This window comes from Ignavibacteria bacterium, from assembly GCA_015709655.1.
In the GTDB taxonomy this organism is placed as follows: domain Bacteria; phylum Bacteroidota; class Ignavibacteria; order Kapaibacteriales; family Kapaibacteriaceae; genus OLB6.
This window is the reverse complement of sequence record CP054181.1, coordinates 1,068,999-1,084,023: the sequence shown is the minus strand read 5'-3', so window position 1 is coordinate 1,084,023 and position 15,025 is coordinate 1,068,999. Positions and strand designations below refer to the sequence as shown.

The 15,025-nt window shown below is 49.6% G+C and carries 13 protein-coding genes; 7 read left to right on the top strand and 6 right to left on the bottom strand.

Features of this window, described 5'->3' with window-relative positions; all coding sequences use genetic code 11:
* Positions 1–7 precede the first annotated feature (7 nt).
* Complete coding sequence (locus HRU79_04450) at positions 8–526, bottom strand: cupin domain-containing protein (GenBank protein QOJ25937.1); 519 nt, start codon at positions 524–526, stop codon at positions 8–10.
* 3 nt (positions 527–529) lie between these two features.
* The gene (locus HRU79_04445; GenBank protein ID QOJ25936.1) at positions 530–1,759 is read right to left on the bottom strand and encodes an NADP-dependent isocitrate dehydrogenase; all 1,230 of its coding nucleotides are present in this window, start codon (positions 1,757–1,759) and stop codon (positions 530–532) included.
* A gap of 836 nt (positions 1,760–2,595) precedes the next feature.
* On the opposite strand from HRU79_04445, the gene HRU79_04440 reads away from it, so the two are divergent.
* The 7 genes from HRU79_04440 (at position 2,596) to HRU79_04410 (ending at position 7,456) form a co-directional block, all read left to right on the top strand.
* Entirely contained in the window at positions 2,596–2,946 is a 351-nt protein-coding gene (locus HRU79_04440; GenBank protein QOJ25935.1) for a hypothetical protein, read from the top strand.
* A complete protein-coding gene (locus HRU79_04435) occupies positions 2,943–3,209 on the top strand; it encodes a transposase (GenBank protein ID QOJ25934.1) in 267 nt (88 codons plus the stop codon). The genes HRU79_04440 and HRU79_04435 overlap by 4 nt, the downstream gene beginning before the upstream one ends.
* A complete protein-coding gene (locus tag HRU79_04430) occupies positions 3,200–3,880 on the top strand; it encodes a transposase (protein ID QOJ27265.1) in 681 nt (226 codons plus the stop codon). The genes HRU79_04435 and HRU79_04430 overlap by 10 nt, the downstream gene beginning before the upstream one ends.
* Before the next feature lie 100 nt (positions 3,881–3,980).
* Positions 3,981–4,601, top strand: a complete 621-nt coding sequence (locus tag HRU79_04425; GenBank protein ID QOJ25933.1) for a hypothetical protein — start codon at positions 3,981–3,983, stop codon at positions 4,599–4,601.
* 2 nt (positions 4,602–4,603) lie between these two features.
* Positions 4,604–4,852, top strand: a complete 249-nt coding sequence (locus HRU79_04420; protein QOJ25932.1) for a hypothetical protein — start codon at positions 4,604–4,606, stop codon at positions 4,850–4,852.
* Between the two features lie 640 nt (positions 4,853–5,492).
* Entirely contained in the window at positions 5,493–6,389 is an 897-nt protein-coding gene (locus HRU79_04415; GenBank protein ID QOJ27264.1) for a rhodanese-related sulfurtransferase, read from the top strand.
* A gap of 566 nt (positions 6,390–6,955) precedes the next feature.
* A complete protein-coding gene (locus tag HRU79_04410) occupies positions 6,956–7,456 on the top strand; it encodes a hypothetical protein (protein ID QOJ25931.1) in 501 nt (166 codons plus the stop codon).
* A gap of 807 nt (positions 7,457–8,263) precedes the next feature.
* Here HRU79_04410 and HRU79_04405 read toward each other — a convergent pair.
* From HRU79_04405 to HRU79_04390, 4 genes are all read right to left on the bottom strand, one after another.
* Complete coding sequence (locus tag HRU79_04405; GenBank protein QOJ25930.1) at positions 8,264–11,419, bottom strand: type I restriction endonuclease subunit R; 3,156 nt, start codon at positions 11,417–11,419, stop codon at positions 8,264–8,266.
* Positions 11,420–11,702: 283 nt separating this feature from the next.
* Complete coding sequence (locus tag HRU79_04400; protein ID QOJ25929.1) at positions 11,703–12,164, bottom strand: endonuclease domain-containing protein; 462 nt, start codon at positions 12,162–12,164, stop codon at positions 11,703–11,705.
* Entirely contained in the window at positions 12,161–13,459 is a 1,299-nt protein-coding gene (locus tag HRU79_04395; protein ID QOJ25928.1) for a restriction endonuclease subunit S, read from the bottom strand. The genes HRU79_04400 and HRU79_04395 overlap by 4 nt, the downstream gene beginning before the upstream one ends.
* Complete coding sequence (locus tag HRU79_04390) at positions 13,456–15,012, bottom strand: type I restriction-modification system subunit M (protein QOJ25927.1); 1,557 nt, start codon at positions 15,010–15,012, stop codon at positions 13,456–13,458. Before HRU79_04390 ends, HRU79_04395 begins: the two co-directional genes overlap by 4 nt.
* Between the last annotated feature and the right edge of the window lie 13 nt (positions 15,013–15,025).

Sequence of the window (15,025 nt, the reverse complement as noted above, 5' to 3'; positions counted from 1 at the left end):
CGGCAAATTACGAATCTTCTGTGTTGTTTCTATGGGTAGGTGCGTGGTATTCCTGAGCTGTTAACCGCTCCACGATCGTGGACAGGTGCGGGAATTCCTTTAGCATGGTGGCTCTGTTTGCCAGTTCGAAGTCCAAAAAGTCAAAGCCGGGGACAACAATGGCGCTTACAAGGGTGGGAGCCTGAAAACACTCTGCCCCAAACCAGCATCCTGCATGGACGGTGGTTGCGTATTGCTCAGCCCCTTTACGCTCTCCAAGGTCCACAGTCCGGTAGCTGCCGTCCGGCGCAATGATATGCAGACGGATAACTCCTCCGGCATGCCAGCACCAAAGTTCGTCATGTGCCAGACGGTGAAAGGCGGAGATCTCGGACGGGTTAAGTGAGTAGTAGATTGCGGTGCCGGCTGGGCGTTCGCCACGGGCAGTTGTAACCGTGGCGGCCGACCTGTAGTATTCGGCAAACCGACCGCCTTCGGGGTGTTCAACTAAGTTAAGGTCTGCAAATGGTGTGGTATTGGCTGACACGTTTTATCCGCGTAATCGTGCCTGCAGTTCAGTGTTGAGTGCGTCTAAGAACTCATCGGTATAAAGGTAGTGTGTGCCGTGCTCAACCTTGTTGCCATGGATGCATACTGCAAGGTCCTTGGTCATCCGTCCGCTTTCTACAACATCAACGCAGACTTTCTCAAGTGTATGGCAGAAGGTAATCAGCTCCTGGTTGCCGTCAAGCTTGCCCCGGAACTCCAGTCCACGCGTCCACGCAAAGATGGAAGCAATCGGATTGGTCGATGTTGGATTACCTTTTTGGTGCTCGCGGTAATGGCGCGTAACAGTACCGTGTGCGGCCTCGGCTTCCATGGTGCCACCGTCTGGAGTAACAAGCGTTGATGTCATTAAACCAAGAGATCCGAACCCCTGTGCCACGGTATCGCTCTGAACATCTCCGTCGTAATTCTTGCATGCCCAGACAAAATTGCCGTTCCACTTAAGGGCAGCAGCCACCATATCATCAATCAGCCTGTGCTCGTAGGTAATTCCGGCCTCCGTAAACTGAGCAGCAAATTCGGTGTCGAACACTTCCTGGAAAATATCTTTAAACCGGCCGTCATATTTTTTAAGAATCGTGTTCTTGGTACTCAGGTAGAGTGGCCACTTTTTCATGAGAGCCTGATTCATACAGGCACGCGCAAAGCCGCGTATGCTCTCGTCGGTGTTGTACATTGCAAGTGCAACACCATCGGCTTGGAAGTGGAACACCTCGTGTGAAACTGGTTCACTTCCGTCATCGGGGGTGAACGAAATCGTAAGCCTGCCCGGGCCCTTGGTACGGAAGTCAGTAGCACGATACTGGTCACCGTAGGCGTGACGTCCGATGCAGATCGGCGCTGTCCAATTTGGAACTAAGCGCGGGACGTTGCTGCAAACAATTGGCTCACGGAAGACCGTGCCGTCAAGAATATTACGAATTGTCCCGTTCGGACTCTTCCACATGTGTTTAAGGTTAAACTCTTTTACTCGTGCTTCGTCAGGCGTAATGGTTGCACACTTGATACCAACGTTGTACTGCTTGATTGCGTTGGCTGCGTCAACCGTAACCTGGTCATTGGTTGCATCACGGTGCTCGATACTCAGATCAAAGTACTTTATGTCAACATCCAGATATGGCAGAATAAGCTTGTTTTTAATAAACGACCAGATAATCCGGGTCATCTCGTCGCCGTCTAATTCAACGACCGGGTTTTGAACTTTGATTTTCATTGAAACAATAAAAGTGATTGAAAGGGGCTTTGGTTTATTCCAAAGTATCGAATACTCCAGAATGGTTAGCTGCGAAGATATCGGTTTGCACAATTTCTGCCGAATAAAATCTACCCAAATCTGACATTACGGCGCAGATCCGTACGCCCCTCCTAGCGGTGTAAGTGCATTGAATTTACGCTCTAGGTAGGGGGGGAGCAGGGGGCAGTTTTCGGGATACCCCATCATTAAACTGCTAGGGTGCACTGCAATTGTGCACGGATTTCCAGGTTGAATTATCCTGAACCGTACATCGGACAGTGCAAAGGGGTTTAAAAACGGACGAATTAGAGTGTAAAAGAGATAGAGATAATAACGTCAAAATAACTCAATCTGTATATTTGGATAGTACTTGTATTTCTACTATTTTAAGCGACAGAATCAATGGGATTCTACATTAGAATCACTTCCTTTTACTATTTTAAAGGATAGCACATATGATCCCCCCCCCACACACGTTCGCGGTTTAAGTAGCCGGGCACATATTCGACTACCGCTTAAACACTTGGCATTGTGTACAATTTCTATTTTTAACCTCAGCAATCTTAGGCTTCTCCTTGTTTCTCTAACTACTTTCTTAATTCTAGCCTGTGGATCTGAGCATGATCATGATCATGCAATTAACTCCTACACGGGTACGAATAGTGATAAAGTGCTAATATCTGAAAGTGAATTTGCATCAGTTGCGGTGATGCCACAATTTAGGACAGTGTCCGGAAGTTAGTTGAAAAAGAGGCTCGCTTTGTGGTTGGTAATTTGGAGAAACTAAACAACCAAACACCAAACAAAGGAGCCCCATGCGATCCAAACATACGCACCCAGATCTTAGTGCGGCAATCGAAACACTAGCGGAGCTGGCAGGCGACGAAGTCGCGGCACTCGTGTTAAATCATCTGGAGCTGAGCAGACATGTTGGCGTTCAGCTGATGGAACGGGAGGTGACGCACCTAGCCGGGGAGCGCCATAGCCATGACAAGCCTCACCAGGGCCGGTACAGCCGCTGGGGACGTAATCCTGGCAGTCTTGCTGTAGGAGGACAGAAGCTGCCGGTGGCAGTACCCAGGGTGTATGATGCCGAAACCGGGAAGACGTTTTCGCCACAGATCTACCATGAAATGCGCCAGGCCGCGGGCCACCGACCTACGTGATCGAGTCGTTGTTTCGTGGACTCGGCAGCCGCAATCTGGAGCTGGTTACCGAAGCATTGATGGATTCATTTGGACTCTCAAAGAGTCGGGTTTCTGAGCTTTTCGTTGAGCACAGCGCCGCGATCCTGGAAGAGTTTCTTCAGCGTCGCCTTGACGAGTCAACCTATGTGGCTGTCTTCATCGACGGAAAGTGCATACAGGGTCAGAACATCGTCTCGGTTATTGGCGTAACTGAAGCCGGGAGAAGTATACGCTGGGGCTAACCCAATGTACGACAGAGAACGCCGGTGTGATCACGACGATGTTTCGCGAGATGATCAGCCGTGGTTTCTGCTTCGATGACGGCCTGTTGTTTGTGATCGACGGCGGGCTGGGCCTTCGAAAGGCGATCGAAGAGGTCTTTGGCGAATATGCCGTCATTCAGCGCTGCCAAGTGCACAAGTTGCGCAATGTGCTTGACCACTTGCCGGAGAACGCACGTCCAGAATGGCGCAAACTTCTGAAGCAATTGTTCTCCTGCGATGACTACAAACACGCACGCACTATGGCTGATGAACTCATAGCACGATTGCAGAAGATCAATCCCGCCGCTGCTGCATCACTCAAGGAGGGCATCGAAGACGTACTGACCCTGACAAGACTCGGCTTACGATCTGTGTTCGGCCGTTCGTTCGGCACGACAAATGTGATCGAGTCGGCGAACTCTGCCATAGCACGTCGTACGAGGCATGTTACGCGATGGTCCACAGGTGATCAGCGGCTACGGTGGTCAGCACTAGCTCTTCTTGATGCCGAACAATCATGGCGGCGAGTGCACAACTATAAACGATTGCCTATTTTGCAACGGGCGATCAAAGACGAGGTCAACAATAGAATCCAGTCCAATCAGCCCAAAGCCAAAGTCTCTAGATTTTCAACTAAGAAACGGACATAGTCCAATTTCCAATTTAGTATGTGACTCGTTGTACTCCTCGATAGAATGGAGTTATAGTGAAACACTACCCTGGAACATATATTGTATCCACAATCGAGCGATGTACTTTCTACAAAAAACATTCGGCATTGACACTACAAATATGTCACCTTTTGCATCTGCTATACTTATCAATAAGGCGAATATATGGTTTAACACAAACTGGAATGTTGACGTGATACAACAAACGATTGATACCGTAAAATCTATGCCATCATGGCCTTATGTTTCACCGGAAGATAAAAATATACTAGACTCTCTTGAGAGTTTTTTCGCAACTTATAGTACCAGTGATAAAACATGGCAGATTGTTGCTTCAGAATTATCGGTAGTCGCCCTTGATTTTCTAAATATTGCGGACTCGATGTCATACAGTGGTGAGTCAGGCGGTGAGCTTGCTGGAGGTGTAGCACGAGTAATGCACGGTAGCTCTTTATTGTGGACCGAAAAATACCCATCGATTCCAAATGGTGACAGCAGAAAAAATGCAGACGCTTTTGTTCAAGTTATTCAAGCAGATGCTGCAGGATATATTTTTGGTTGGTTTCGGGCTATTAAAGAGGAGATAGACCAAAACGGTAAACTCGATATCAAAAATCAGTGGAAACGAATTGAAAAGGCTACAAATACTGGCATAGAATGGAGTGCTGCTGCCATGTTGGTGCCTCTTGTAGGAGTTTAATTATGCAGACACGTCTACTTCAAGAATGTAACATTCCGAACATATTAGGAATTGCGTATCGCACCGTGAGAATCTTTTTCATGACGTTTGGATTCTCAGTGTTTATTGGTGTTTATGTTTTCCCAATTTTAGGAGCTCAGCCTAGAGCGAGTTTGTCTTCACAACAGGAAATCAGTCTTGCCATTGGTATAACACTGCTATGGGTGATTCGCAGGTTTAAAAAATACCAATCTCCAAAGGCAGCCAAATAGTTTACTCGCTGTGTCAGGTATGGAGTCACTTCGTTGGTTGCATCACATGAGTGGATGGGAATGTAACTAACGAAGTGTACATAATCAAAACGGTAATGTAGGATTATGTCAAGCCGATATTTGTTCTCAGCAGCAACTAAGTTGCTTGTTCACTATTCTTTTTCCCCTTGTATGTCGTATCAGGCAGTCATTGTAATTGTGCTGTCAGTGTTTGCCGTATTGGATGTGTAGATACAGCCGGTCCGGTGAGTGCAACTGGCAGTCAAATACAAGGCAAACACCTAAAAAAAGTTGTAATATAGCAGCTGTAACCACGGACTGCAAAAATCACGCAAACCTATGTTGCTTCGATTATGAAATGTTGGATTCCGGCGTCAAACTGTTTCGAACCGGTAGTTGTTACTGCTGAACGTTTAGGCCAGATAACTGCTCTTGACCTGGCAATCGACAATGGACCAAGCAGCGTCCATAGCCGCTGCTACAGAGAGTTGTTCGGTATGCCTTGCCTTTGTAGCCATTACAGCGTGACGATGCGGACAGTTGGCTACGTCTGTACGGTCTGGCATACATACTGCGTCCGTATTTTTGTACACTGGTATTACACACAGTAGTACCGAGGTCTGCGTTTCATTCACAAACCATCAATACCAACGTGTATCAGGTTCTGCTTTACTACAAGTTCGTTCCCATCGAAGACCCGGAACTGTTTGCCAGGGAGCACCATGAGTTATGCAGGGACTTTGGTCTTCTGGGCCGGATACTCGTAGCACATGAGGGTCTTAACGGCACGGTGTCAGGGACGGTGGAGCAGTGTGCAGCATACATGGATGCTGTTCATGCCGACGAAAGATTTGCCGACCTCTGGTTTAAAATTGATACTGTAGAAAAGCATGCCTTTAAGAAGCTCTTTGTACGGGTTAAGCGCGAGCTCGTTACATTTAATGCGGATCACCAAACAAACCCGTCGGTAAAAACCGGAAAACGGCTAAGTCCGGTTGAATTTCACAAGATGCTTCAGCACGACGATGTGGTTGTGCTCGACGGAAGGACCGATTATGAGTATGATATCGGGCACTTCCGCAATGCAATACGTCCGCCCATTGATTCGTTCCGCCAGTTCCCGCAGTGGATAAAAGAGAACCTGGGTGACCTTAAGGACAAACACATTATCACGTACTGCACCGGTGGCATACGCTGCGAAAAACTTACGGCATATATGCTGGAAGAGAACTTTACCAATGTTTATCAGCTTGATGGCGGCATAGTAAGTTACGGTAAGGATCCCACCGTGAAGGGAGCATTATGGGATGGTAAATGCTACGTATTTGATGAACGGATATTAGTTGACATCAACCATACCGATGACCGAAGAATAGTGTCATCCTGTTATCACTGCGGTAAGCCCGCAGAACGGTTAGTAAACTGCGCAAACATCGACTGTCACCGTCAGCATCCGGTTTGCGAGTCTTGTGAAGAACAAACCAGACGTTCATGCAGCGTTGAGTGTATGCATGCAGACAGGCGAGAGTTTGTTTAGAATGATGAATAAAGGCTGTGCGTTACTGTCGCAGGGCTAAGGCAATTGTGTCCGCATTACCGTAATACCCTGTCCATTACAACAGCGTTTAGTCCGGACCAGATGATTTGACGGAAATACGTACAAAGCCCTTTTGCACGTGTACTTGCCGGGGAGCCGCTATCCCTACAAAATTGTAGAAGGTAGCACCCACCGTTCCATCCGGGTGGTTTACCGGGATGTGGCCTACCGCGTTGACGTTGATCAAGGCGTAGGTCGTAGGGTTGATTTGTGCTGCCTCATCTACGCCTGTGACTTTCAGAGCATAGACAACGATTCACAACGAAGAGAAATATAAAGGCGGTTGTTTGTGGCAACACAGTTGAATTTAGTCAAGCCAAGATCAAAAGGCAATAGAGATAGGCGGTACGGCAAGGGAGCTCAAGAGTCCGATACCTGCACTTCAGTTGATGTGTAATGCCCAATAATATCATGAAAATATGTAAGTTGTATCAGAATTGCTTTACAAGAAAGAGACGGCATAATGCTAACCTCAGTTTTTCTTTAATTGTATAATCGGAGAAGTTATGGCAAATATTATTGTTATTGCTTTGTGCTACATTGGGGTGTACCTGCACTACTATCTTTCGAAGGTGCCCAGAAGTCGAGCACGCCTTATAGATTTACATTACGTGTATTCGCTGGTATTCCAGGTAGGCCTGATTGGCCTGCTGTTCGGCTTTATACCACACGTCTTGTTTTCGGATATTACAGCTGAACGGATTGGTTGGCAGGCCGGGAGTCCGTTCCAGATAGAAGTGGGTATTCACGATGGCGTATGGGGACTTCTCGGTTTTTTATGTATCCGGTTTAAGGGTGGCTTTCGTGCCGCCACCGCAATAGGCTGGGCTCTCTTCATGCTGGGCGCCGCCATTGGTCATGTTGTTGATTTAGTTAAAACCGGTAACACCGAAGAATACAACTTCCTGATGATCTTCGTTGATTTCTTTGTTGCCTTTAACCTGTCTGTGCTAACGTACTTGAGTTATAAGAATCCGGTAAGCACGGTGCAGGCGGAGGGTAGGTAAAACTGTTCTGGTACATACGAAGGCCGATGGAAGGCCAAATAAACTCTCGAGCAGGCCTAGTCTGTTCATGGGCGTGAAACACGTAAATCATCCCTGGAGAAACATGGTGTAGTAAATGATGTTTATCGCACAGAATAATTGCCATTACAATTACGCTGTGTGCCATAGTTGGCAATACGAACTATCGGTATGATAGCAATATGGTCAATAGTATTATGGTATTGATCAATGTGGTCCGATTGTAATCAAGTCTTTGTTAACAATCGAATGGAAGGTAGTATGATGATTGCATCTCCTCCGTCAGCCATCGTTGTGGCAGCCGGACTACCTTACAGAAGTCTCTTGAGCGTGTATAAAATCACCTTGTTACACTATGCATTGTTGCACTCGACCCGTTACAATTGAAATCACATCCGTAATCACATCTTTAGTCATTGTGGTGGTGCACTACAAAGCATCACAGTGTGCCTTGTGTTGTCCGGACAGATAGCGTCCACGCCTGGGCAGTTTGTACGAATTTCGCGATTGAGTGCATGTGGAGATTGCGATAACAATAGCCGGCCTGGTTAAATGCGAGGTCATTAGGGAAACGTGCCTATTCGCGGCTGCATCTGGGGACAAGAAATCAACATCCTCCTGGCTCAGGGTGCTGTTAAGGGGCTTATTGTTGAGTGGGAGTAAAACGCAGTAATGAATTATGAAAGTGGGCCGGGGACATCATAAACATATTTCGTTGCGAACTACGTAGGTCAATGGTTTTACCTGTTGCTGCGCCAGCCACGTACCAGTTCAACGTATTTCAATCATTCAAACGTCTCCTCCAACACCCTTAAACTTCTCAACAAAGGCAGCGATTTTCCGGAAAACAGTTTGCTTCCTGGTCAGGAATTGCGGGTTCAATGGACTCATTTTGGGCAGAATGGCATTGAGCTCCGTACCGTTCTCGCTCGCATATTCGCGCCTAAGCGAAGTGGTGATGTAGCGCCGGGCCGCCTCGGAGTTCAGTTGCTCTGCCTGGATTAGTTCATGAGCCTCGCGCTTCTGTTCAGCTTTGGCAAAGATGAAGAAGGCCTCGATTACGCTGGCCTTATCACCTAACCGGTCAAGGTCGGTCTGATTGATGAAGTCCACCACCAGACTTTCTTTAGCGCGGTTGCCCAGGCTTGCACGGATTACCCGACGTATCTCATCCACCAGCTCAGACTTGCTCTTGGTCTTCTTGTTGTGCTCGAAAACCAATTCCAGAATGTAGTCCAGGTTGATTTCCTGTGACTTTAGTAGATCCACTTCAAAGATCACATCATCCCAGTCGATGGTGGATTTATCTTTCTCGTCCCCTGCCTTCTGGCGGCGCAGCCAGTCACGTACGTCGTTGTAGGTCGAGCGGTAGTCCTGAATTTTCCGCTCTGGCGGGAGCTTGATCGCCTGCAGCGCGGTCAGATCTTCATCGCTCAGGTAATGTTTGGCCTTGAACGCTTCCACTGCGGCGGGGTCCGTCAGATCGACGCTCTGCAACGCCTTCAGACTGGCAAATTCGTCATAGTTCTGGAGCACGTTCTCTATGCGCAAATATTCACCAAACAATTTGGCAAACGCCTTTTTGTCCAACTCCTTCTCAATGGCAGCAGGGTCGGGGAAGCGTGTTTCCAGCTCCTTCACCACCTCCACAAAACCACGCCGCGCTTCACCGGTTAGCGCATCGGTGAAGCCTTCCAGGTACTCCTTGTAGCTTTTCTCCAGCACCACGTTCTTGGTGTTCTTATCACCGAACAGGGTGATGGCATTGATGGTTGCCTGCTCCAGATCGCGGAAGGTGACGATGTTGCCGAAGGTCTTGGTGGCGTAAAAAATGCGGTTAGTGCGCGAGTAGGCCTGCATCAGGCCATGGTAGCGCAGATCCTTGTCCACGAACAAGGTGTTCAGCGTAGGGGCATCAAAGCCGGTCAAAAACATGCCCACCACGATCAGCAGGTCGATTTCCCCGGCTTTGACCTGCTTGGCGAGGTCGCGGTAATAGTTCTGAAAGCCGTTGCTGTCCACGCTGAAATTGGTCTTGAACAGCGCATTGTAGTCGGCGATGGCTGCGCTCAGGAACTCCTTGGCGCTGCTGTTCATGGCCGACACATCGAAGCTCTCGTCCTGGATGTCGCCAATCGCGTCCTGCTCTTCGTTGGCGGCAAACGAGAAGATGGTGGCCACGCGCAAAGGCTTGTCGCTGGTCTTCTGCAGTTCCCGGAAGCACTCGTAGTACAGCTTGGCGGCATCCACACTGCTGACGGCAAACATGGCGTTGAAACCCTTATTGCCTGTGTGTAGGCGGTGGGTCTTTTGTCGGAAGTTGTTCAGTATGTACTGGGTGATCTCGCGGATGCGGTCGGGGTGCAGCAAGGCCTGCTTGTTTTCCGCCGCACTCAGCTTTTTCTCATCCTGCTCGGTCTCGATGTCTTTGAACTGCGGGCGGACATCGTTGTAATCCACCTTGAACTTCAGCACCTTCTCGTCGCGGATGGCATCGGTGATCACATAGGAGTGCAGCTCACGACCAAACACGCTGGCCGTGGTTTCGGCGCCCAGCGCGTTCTGCGGGAAGATCGGCGTACCGGTAAAACCAAACTGATAGAACTTCTTGAACTTCTTCTTCAGGTTCTTCTGCGCCTCACCAAACTGGCTGCGGTGGCACTCATCAAAAATGAACACCACTTGCTTGCCGTAGATTGGCAAGTCGGCTTCGCTCTTCATCAGGTTGTTGAGCTTCTGGATGGTGGTGACGACGATCTTGTTGTCATCCTTCTCCAGGTTGCGCTTCAGGCCTGCCGTGCTGTCCGAGCCATTCACGCTGTCCGGCGAAAAGCGCTGGTACTCCTTCATCGTCTGGTAGTCCAGATCCTTGCGGTCCACCACAAAGAACACCTTGTCGATGAACTCTAGCTCGGTGGCCAGGCGCGCTGCCTTGAAGCTGGTCAGGGTCTTGCCTGAGCCGGTGGTGTGCCATACGTAGCCGCCGCTTTCCGTGTTGCTCCAGTTCTTTGCCAGATGGCTGCTCTTGATCTTCCACAGGATGCGTTCGGTGGCGGCAATCTGGTAGGGTCGCATCACCAGCAGCGTGTTGCTGACATCAAACACCGAGTAGTGTAACAGCACATTGAGCAGTGTGTTTTTCTGGAAAAAGGTAGCGGTAAAGTCTTTCAGGTCCTTGATCAAACTGTTGTCCGCCTTCGCCCAATTCATGGTGAAGTCGAAGCTGTTCTTGTTGCGTTGCGTGGTGTTGGCAAAGTAACGGCTATCGGTGCCGTTGGAAATCACAAAGAGCTGCAAATACTTGAACAGGGACTGCTCGCTGTTGAAGCTTTCCTTGCTGTAGCGGTGTATCTGGTTGAAGGCTTCGCGAATCGCCACGCCACGCTTTTTCAATTCCACCTGTACCAGCGGCAGGCCGTTGACCAGAATAGTCACGTCATAGCGGTTGGAACCACCCCGCCCTGCGGGCACCCCTCCAGAGGAGGGGAATTTGTCTATCGCGGCGCGAAGCGCCGGGGAGGTTTCAAACTGCCTGATCACCTGCACCTTGTTGCGGGCAATATTCTTTTTATCCAGCAGGTAGATGTTCTGGATGCGGCCATCGTCGAAGACAAAGTCGTGAATGTAGTCATCGTGAATCTTACGGGTTTTCTCGACAATGCCGTCGCTAGGTTTGTCCAGATACTCCTCAACAAAGCGACGCCACTCGCCATCAAGAAACTGCACAGAGTTGAGCGCTTGCAGTTGGGTGCGCACATTGGCCAGCAAGGCATCAGGCGTGTTAAGGTCGGGCAAATATTCATAACCCTGATTTTGCAAATCGGCAATGAATTCGCGCTCCAGATCGTATTCGCTCTGGTAGCCCTCATTCGCTTGCCATTCCTTTGTGTACTTATCCAGAACGATGAAGTTCTTGGATTCTGCGATGGTTTTGTAGTCAGTCATTGATTATGCCTCCTCCGTCAGGCTGGTTGCGTCATTGCGGGCTTGACCCGCAATCTCTCCGCTGCCTGTATGAGATGTCGGCGTTCGCCGGCATAACGCAGCGTGAGTGTTGTCTGAGGCCATCCACTCCACAGTCACGCCATCTAGCAGCTTTTCCAAGAAGTTCATTGGTGTTTCTCTCCTATGGAAACCACCCCGCCCTTCGGGCACCCCTCCAAGGGAGAGGAATTTGTAGAGGAGTGCAGCTCGGTATTTTCCTCCAAGGGAGGGGAATTTGTACTCTTCATTTATTGTGTCTGCGGAAATTCCCCTCCTTTGGAGGGGTGTCAGGCGAAGCCTGACGGGGTGGTTTTATATCCTGACGAGATGGTTCCGACAAGGTCGGGTGCCCCTCCAAAAATGCAATAACACCGTCCATATTCTGCAAAATATCCTTTACGTTGATATGAATCACCGTCAGTCCCAAACCCTTCAAGTACGCATCACGCTTGGCATCGTAATCTTGACGCCCTTCGTGAGAAGCGCCATCCGCTTCAATAACCACGTTTTTTTCAGCACAATAAAAATCAACAATGTAATTACCGATAATTTTCTGCCGATCAAAATCAAGCCCTTTGAATTGTTTTCTCTTAAGTTGGTTCCACAGCAAGGCTTCATGCAGCATGCCTGCTTTACGGAGTTCTTTGGCGCGCTGTTTTAGCTTGGAGTTGAATGGCAGAGACCGATAGCGTTGTGTATTCCTCATAAACCACCCCGCCCTTCGGGCACCCCTCCAGAGGAGGGGAATTTGTAGAGGGGTGCAGCGCGGTATTTCCCTCCAAGGGAGAGGAATTTTGGGAAGCTCAGCAGCAGATCGCGGTAGTATTCGTATTGCTTCTGGCGCAACTCGATTTCGCGGGGCAAGCCTTCGGTGATGGAGTTAGTCAGCGTGTCTAGCTTATCCAGGATGTCTGCAATTCTTTTTTGCTCGGCAGTCGATTTAGTTGAATCGGATGCATACGGGACTGGAATCCGAATCCTCTCCATAAGCGCCTTGGAACTTAGATTTGGCTGTGCGCCGCCGCCGGCCAAATCATATATCGCATCGGTCTTTGAAAGTAAAAAATGATATAAATATCGATTATTTAAGACATTGCTTTTGGGAATAAATTTCCCTACTCGCTGGTTCAGATAGGCTGTTCTATTGCTGTTAAAGCAACCGATTTTTCCAGTGGTTGCGCCAGACATTGCAATTAGAATGTCGCCACTTTCGATCATGTAGTTCTGGGTGTTCTCTTTATAGTCAGACGGGTCGAAATACTTGACATCCGCCATATCGACGACCGAGCCGTTTATATTAGTTATTCTTACGATTGACAGTCCTGATTCTCTGAATAAATTACTTTTAAAGGCGAATCCATTTTTGAAGTCACACACCTCTCCCAACGCTTTCCACTCCACATCTCCCTCTTCAAAACTCAATAATTTGTCGCGATAGTAGTTGTATTGTTTTTTGCGGGCGGTCAGCTCGGCGGTCAGCTCGGCGGTCAGCTCGGTGAAGCTGTCCAGTATGCGAACGATTTCGGCCTGGATTTCAAGCGATTTTTTGGGGTTGTCTGGGCAGGGGATGGGAACTTTCTTGCTTGTGTAGCTCCCGATCCACTGGCGCTTGTGGTCGCCATCTACAAATTCGCTTGGCAGCGTGTTTAGCCAATAATAAATGTACTTAAGCAACGTCTTCTGTTCATCGCTTGATGTGATCATCTTCATGGCTGACGACTTGACCTTGAAATCAAAGTCCACCCATTTGTTGGCAGTCGTAAAATCGTCAAAGATGATTACGGGGCTTTCGGAAGCCTTATAGATGCCATCTTCTTCGTCCGTGTAGCCAAGCAAAAAGGTTTTCCCAGCCGTCAGAACGGGAGTTTTATATTCGTCGCTGTAGTTTTTCGCCGCCACCAAGTATTTCGTTGGTTGCTCGTAGTTTGTGATACTCCCGAGTGGCAACCACCCTATTTCGACGCCATTCAACATCTTTTCCAAAAAGTCCACGCCACTCATGCCTCCAACTCCTCGCCTTCAATCTCGGCAACGATGGCATCAATCTCCTTGCGCAGCTGGTCGATCCTGGCCACGGTAGTCTTCAGCTCGGCATTGAGCTGGGCGATGTCCACCACTTCGCGGTTGTCCTTGGCTTCCACGTAGCTGCTGACCGACAGGTTGTACTCGTTCGCCGCCACCTGCTCCATCGGCACGGACTTGGCGAAGTGGTCGACGTTGGCCTTGCTGTCGAACACGGCCATGATCTGCTCGATATGGCTATCCAGCAGCGTGTTGTTGTTGGTTTCCTTCTTGAACAGCCCGCTGGCGTCGATGAACTGGGTGGTGGTGTCTTTTTTGTTTTTCGCCAGCACCAGAATGTTCACGGCGATGGTGGTGCCGTAAAACAGGTTGGGCGCGAGCGAAATCACCGTTTCCACATAGTTGTTGTCCACCAGGTACTGGCGGATTTTGGCTTCCGCCCCGCCGCGGTAGAAGATGCCGGGGAAGCAGACGATGGCGGCGCGGCCCTTGCTGGACAGGTAGCTGAGCGCGTGCAGCACAAAGGCAAAGTCGGCCTTGGACTTGGGCGCAAGCACACCGGCCGGGGCAAAGCGTTCGTCGTTGATCAGTGTCGGGTCGTCGCTGCCGATCCACTTCACCGAATACGGCGGGTTGGAGACGATGGCATCGAAGGGCTTGTCGTCGCCAAAATGCGGTTCTATCAGGGTGTTGCCAAGCTGGACATTGAACTTGTCGTAGTTGATGTTGTGCAAGAACATGTTCATCCGCGCCAGGTTGTAGGTGGTGTGGTTGATTTCTTGCCCGAAGAAGCCGTCTTCGATGATGTACGCGTCAAAATGCTTTTTGGCCTGCAGCAGCAGCGAGCCGGAGCCGCAGGCCGGGTCGTAAATTTTGTTGACGCTGGTTTGCTTGTGCATGGCCAGCTGGGCAATCAGCTTGGACACATGCTGCGGCGTGAAGAACTCGCCGCCCGACTTGCCCGCGTTCGCTGCGTAGTTGGAGATCAGGAATTCGTAGGCATCGCCAAACAGGTCGATGTGGCTGGCATCGAAGCCGCCAAAATCCAGTTCTGCCACACCTTTGAGCACAGCAGCCAGACGGGTGTTTTTGTCTTTGACAGTATTGCCGAGGCGGTTGCTTGTAGTGTCGAAATCGGCAAACAAGCCCTTGATGTCGTGCTCGGACGGGTAGCCGTTGGCCGAGCTTTCAATGGCGGCAAAGATGGCAGCCAGATCGGTATTCAGGCTTTCGTTGGTATTGGCACTGGCCGCGATGGTGGCAAACAGCTGGCTGGGGTAGATGAAATAACCCTTGGTCTTGATGGCGTCGTCTTTGATGTCCGGGGTGATGACGCTGTCGGGCAGCTCGGCATAACGGATGGTGTCGTCACCGCCTTCGATGTAGGCCGCAAAGTTCTCGCTGATGAAGCGATAGAACAATGTGCCCAGCACGTATTGCTTGAAATCCCAGCCATCCACGGCACCACGGACGTCATTGGCGATTTGCCAAATACGGCGTTGCAGTTCTGCGCGTTGTTCGTTGCTTGTCATGGTTTAATTCTAA

Coding starts and splice junctions, on each gene's coding strand:
- HRU79_04445 (QOJ25936.1), bottom strand. CDS start 1,759: ATGAAAATCAAAGTTCAAAACCCGGTCGTTGAATTAGACGGCGACGAG.
- HRU79_04440 (QOJ25935.1), top strand. CDS start 2,596: ATGCGATCCAAACATACGCACCCAGATCTTAGTGCGGCAATCGAAACA.
- HRU79_04425 (QOJ25933.1), top strand. CDS start 3,981: ATGTACTTTCTACAAAAAACATTCGGCATTGACACTACAAATATGTCA.
- HRU79_04420 (QOJ25932.1), top strand. CDS start 4,604: ATGCAGACACGTCTACTTCAAGAATGTAACATTCCGAACATATTAGGA.
- HRU79_04410 (QOJ25931.1), top strand. CDS start 6,956: ATGGCAAATATTATTGTTATTGCTTTGTGCTACATTGGGGTGTACCTG.
- HRU79_04405 (QOJ25930.1), bottom strand. CDS start 11,419: ATGACTGACTACAAAACCATCGCAGAATCCAAGAACTTCATCGTTCTG.
- HRU79_04400 (QOJ25929.1), bottom strand. CDS start 12,164: ATGAGGAATACACAACGCTATCGGTCTCTGCCATTCAACTCCAAGCTA.
- HRU79_04395 (QOJ25928.1), bottom strand. CDS start 13,459: ATGAGTGGCGTGGACTTTTTGGAAAAGATGTTGAATGGCGTCGAAATA.
- HRU79_04390 (QOJ25927.1), bottom strand. CDS start 15,012: ATGACAAGCAACGAACAACGCGCAGAACTGCAACGCCGTATTTGGCAA.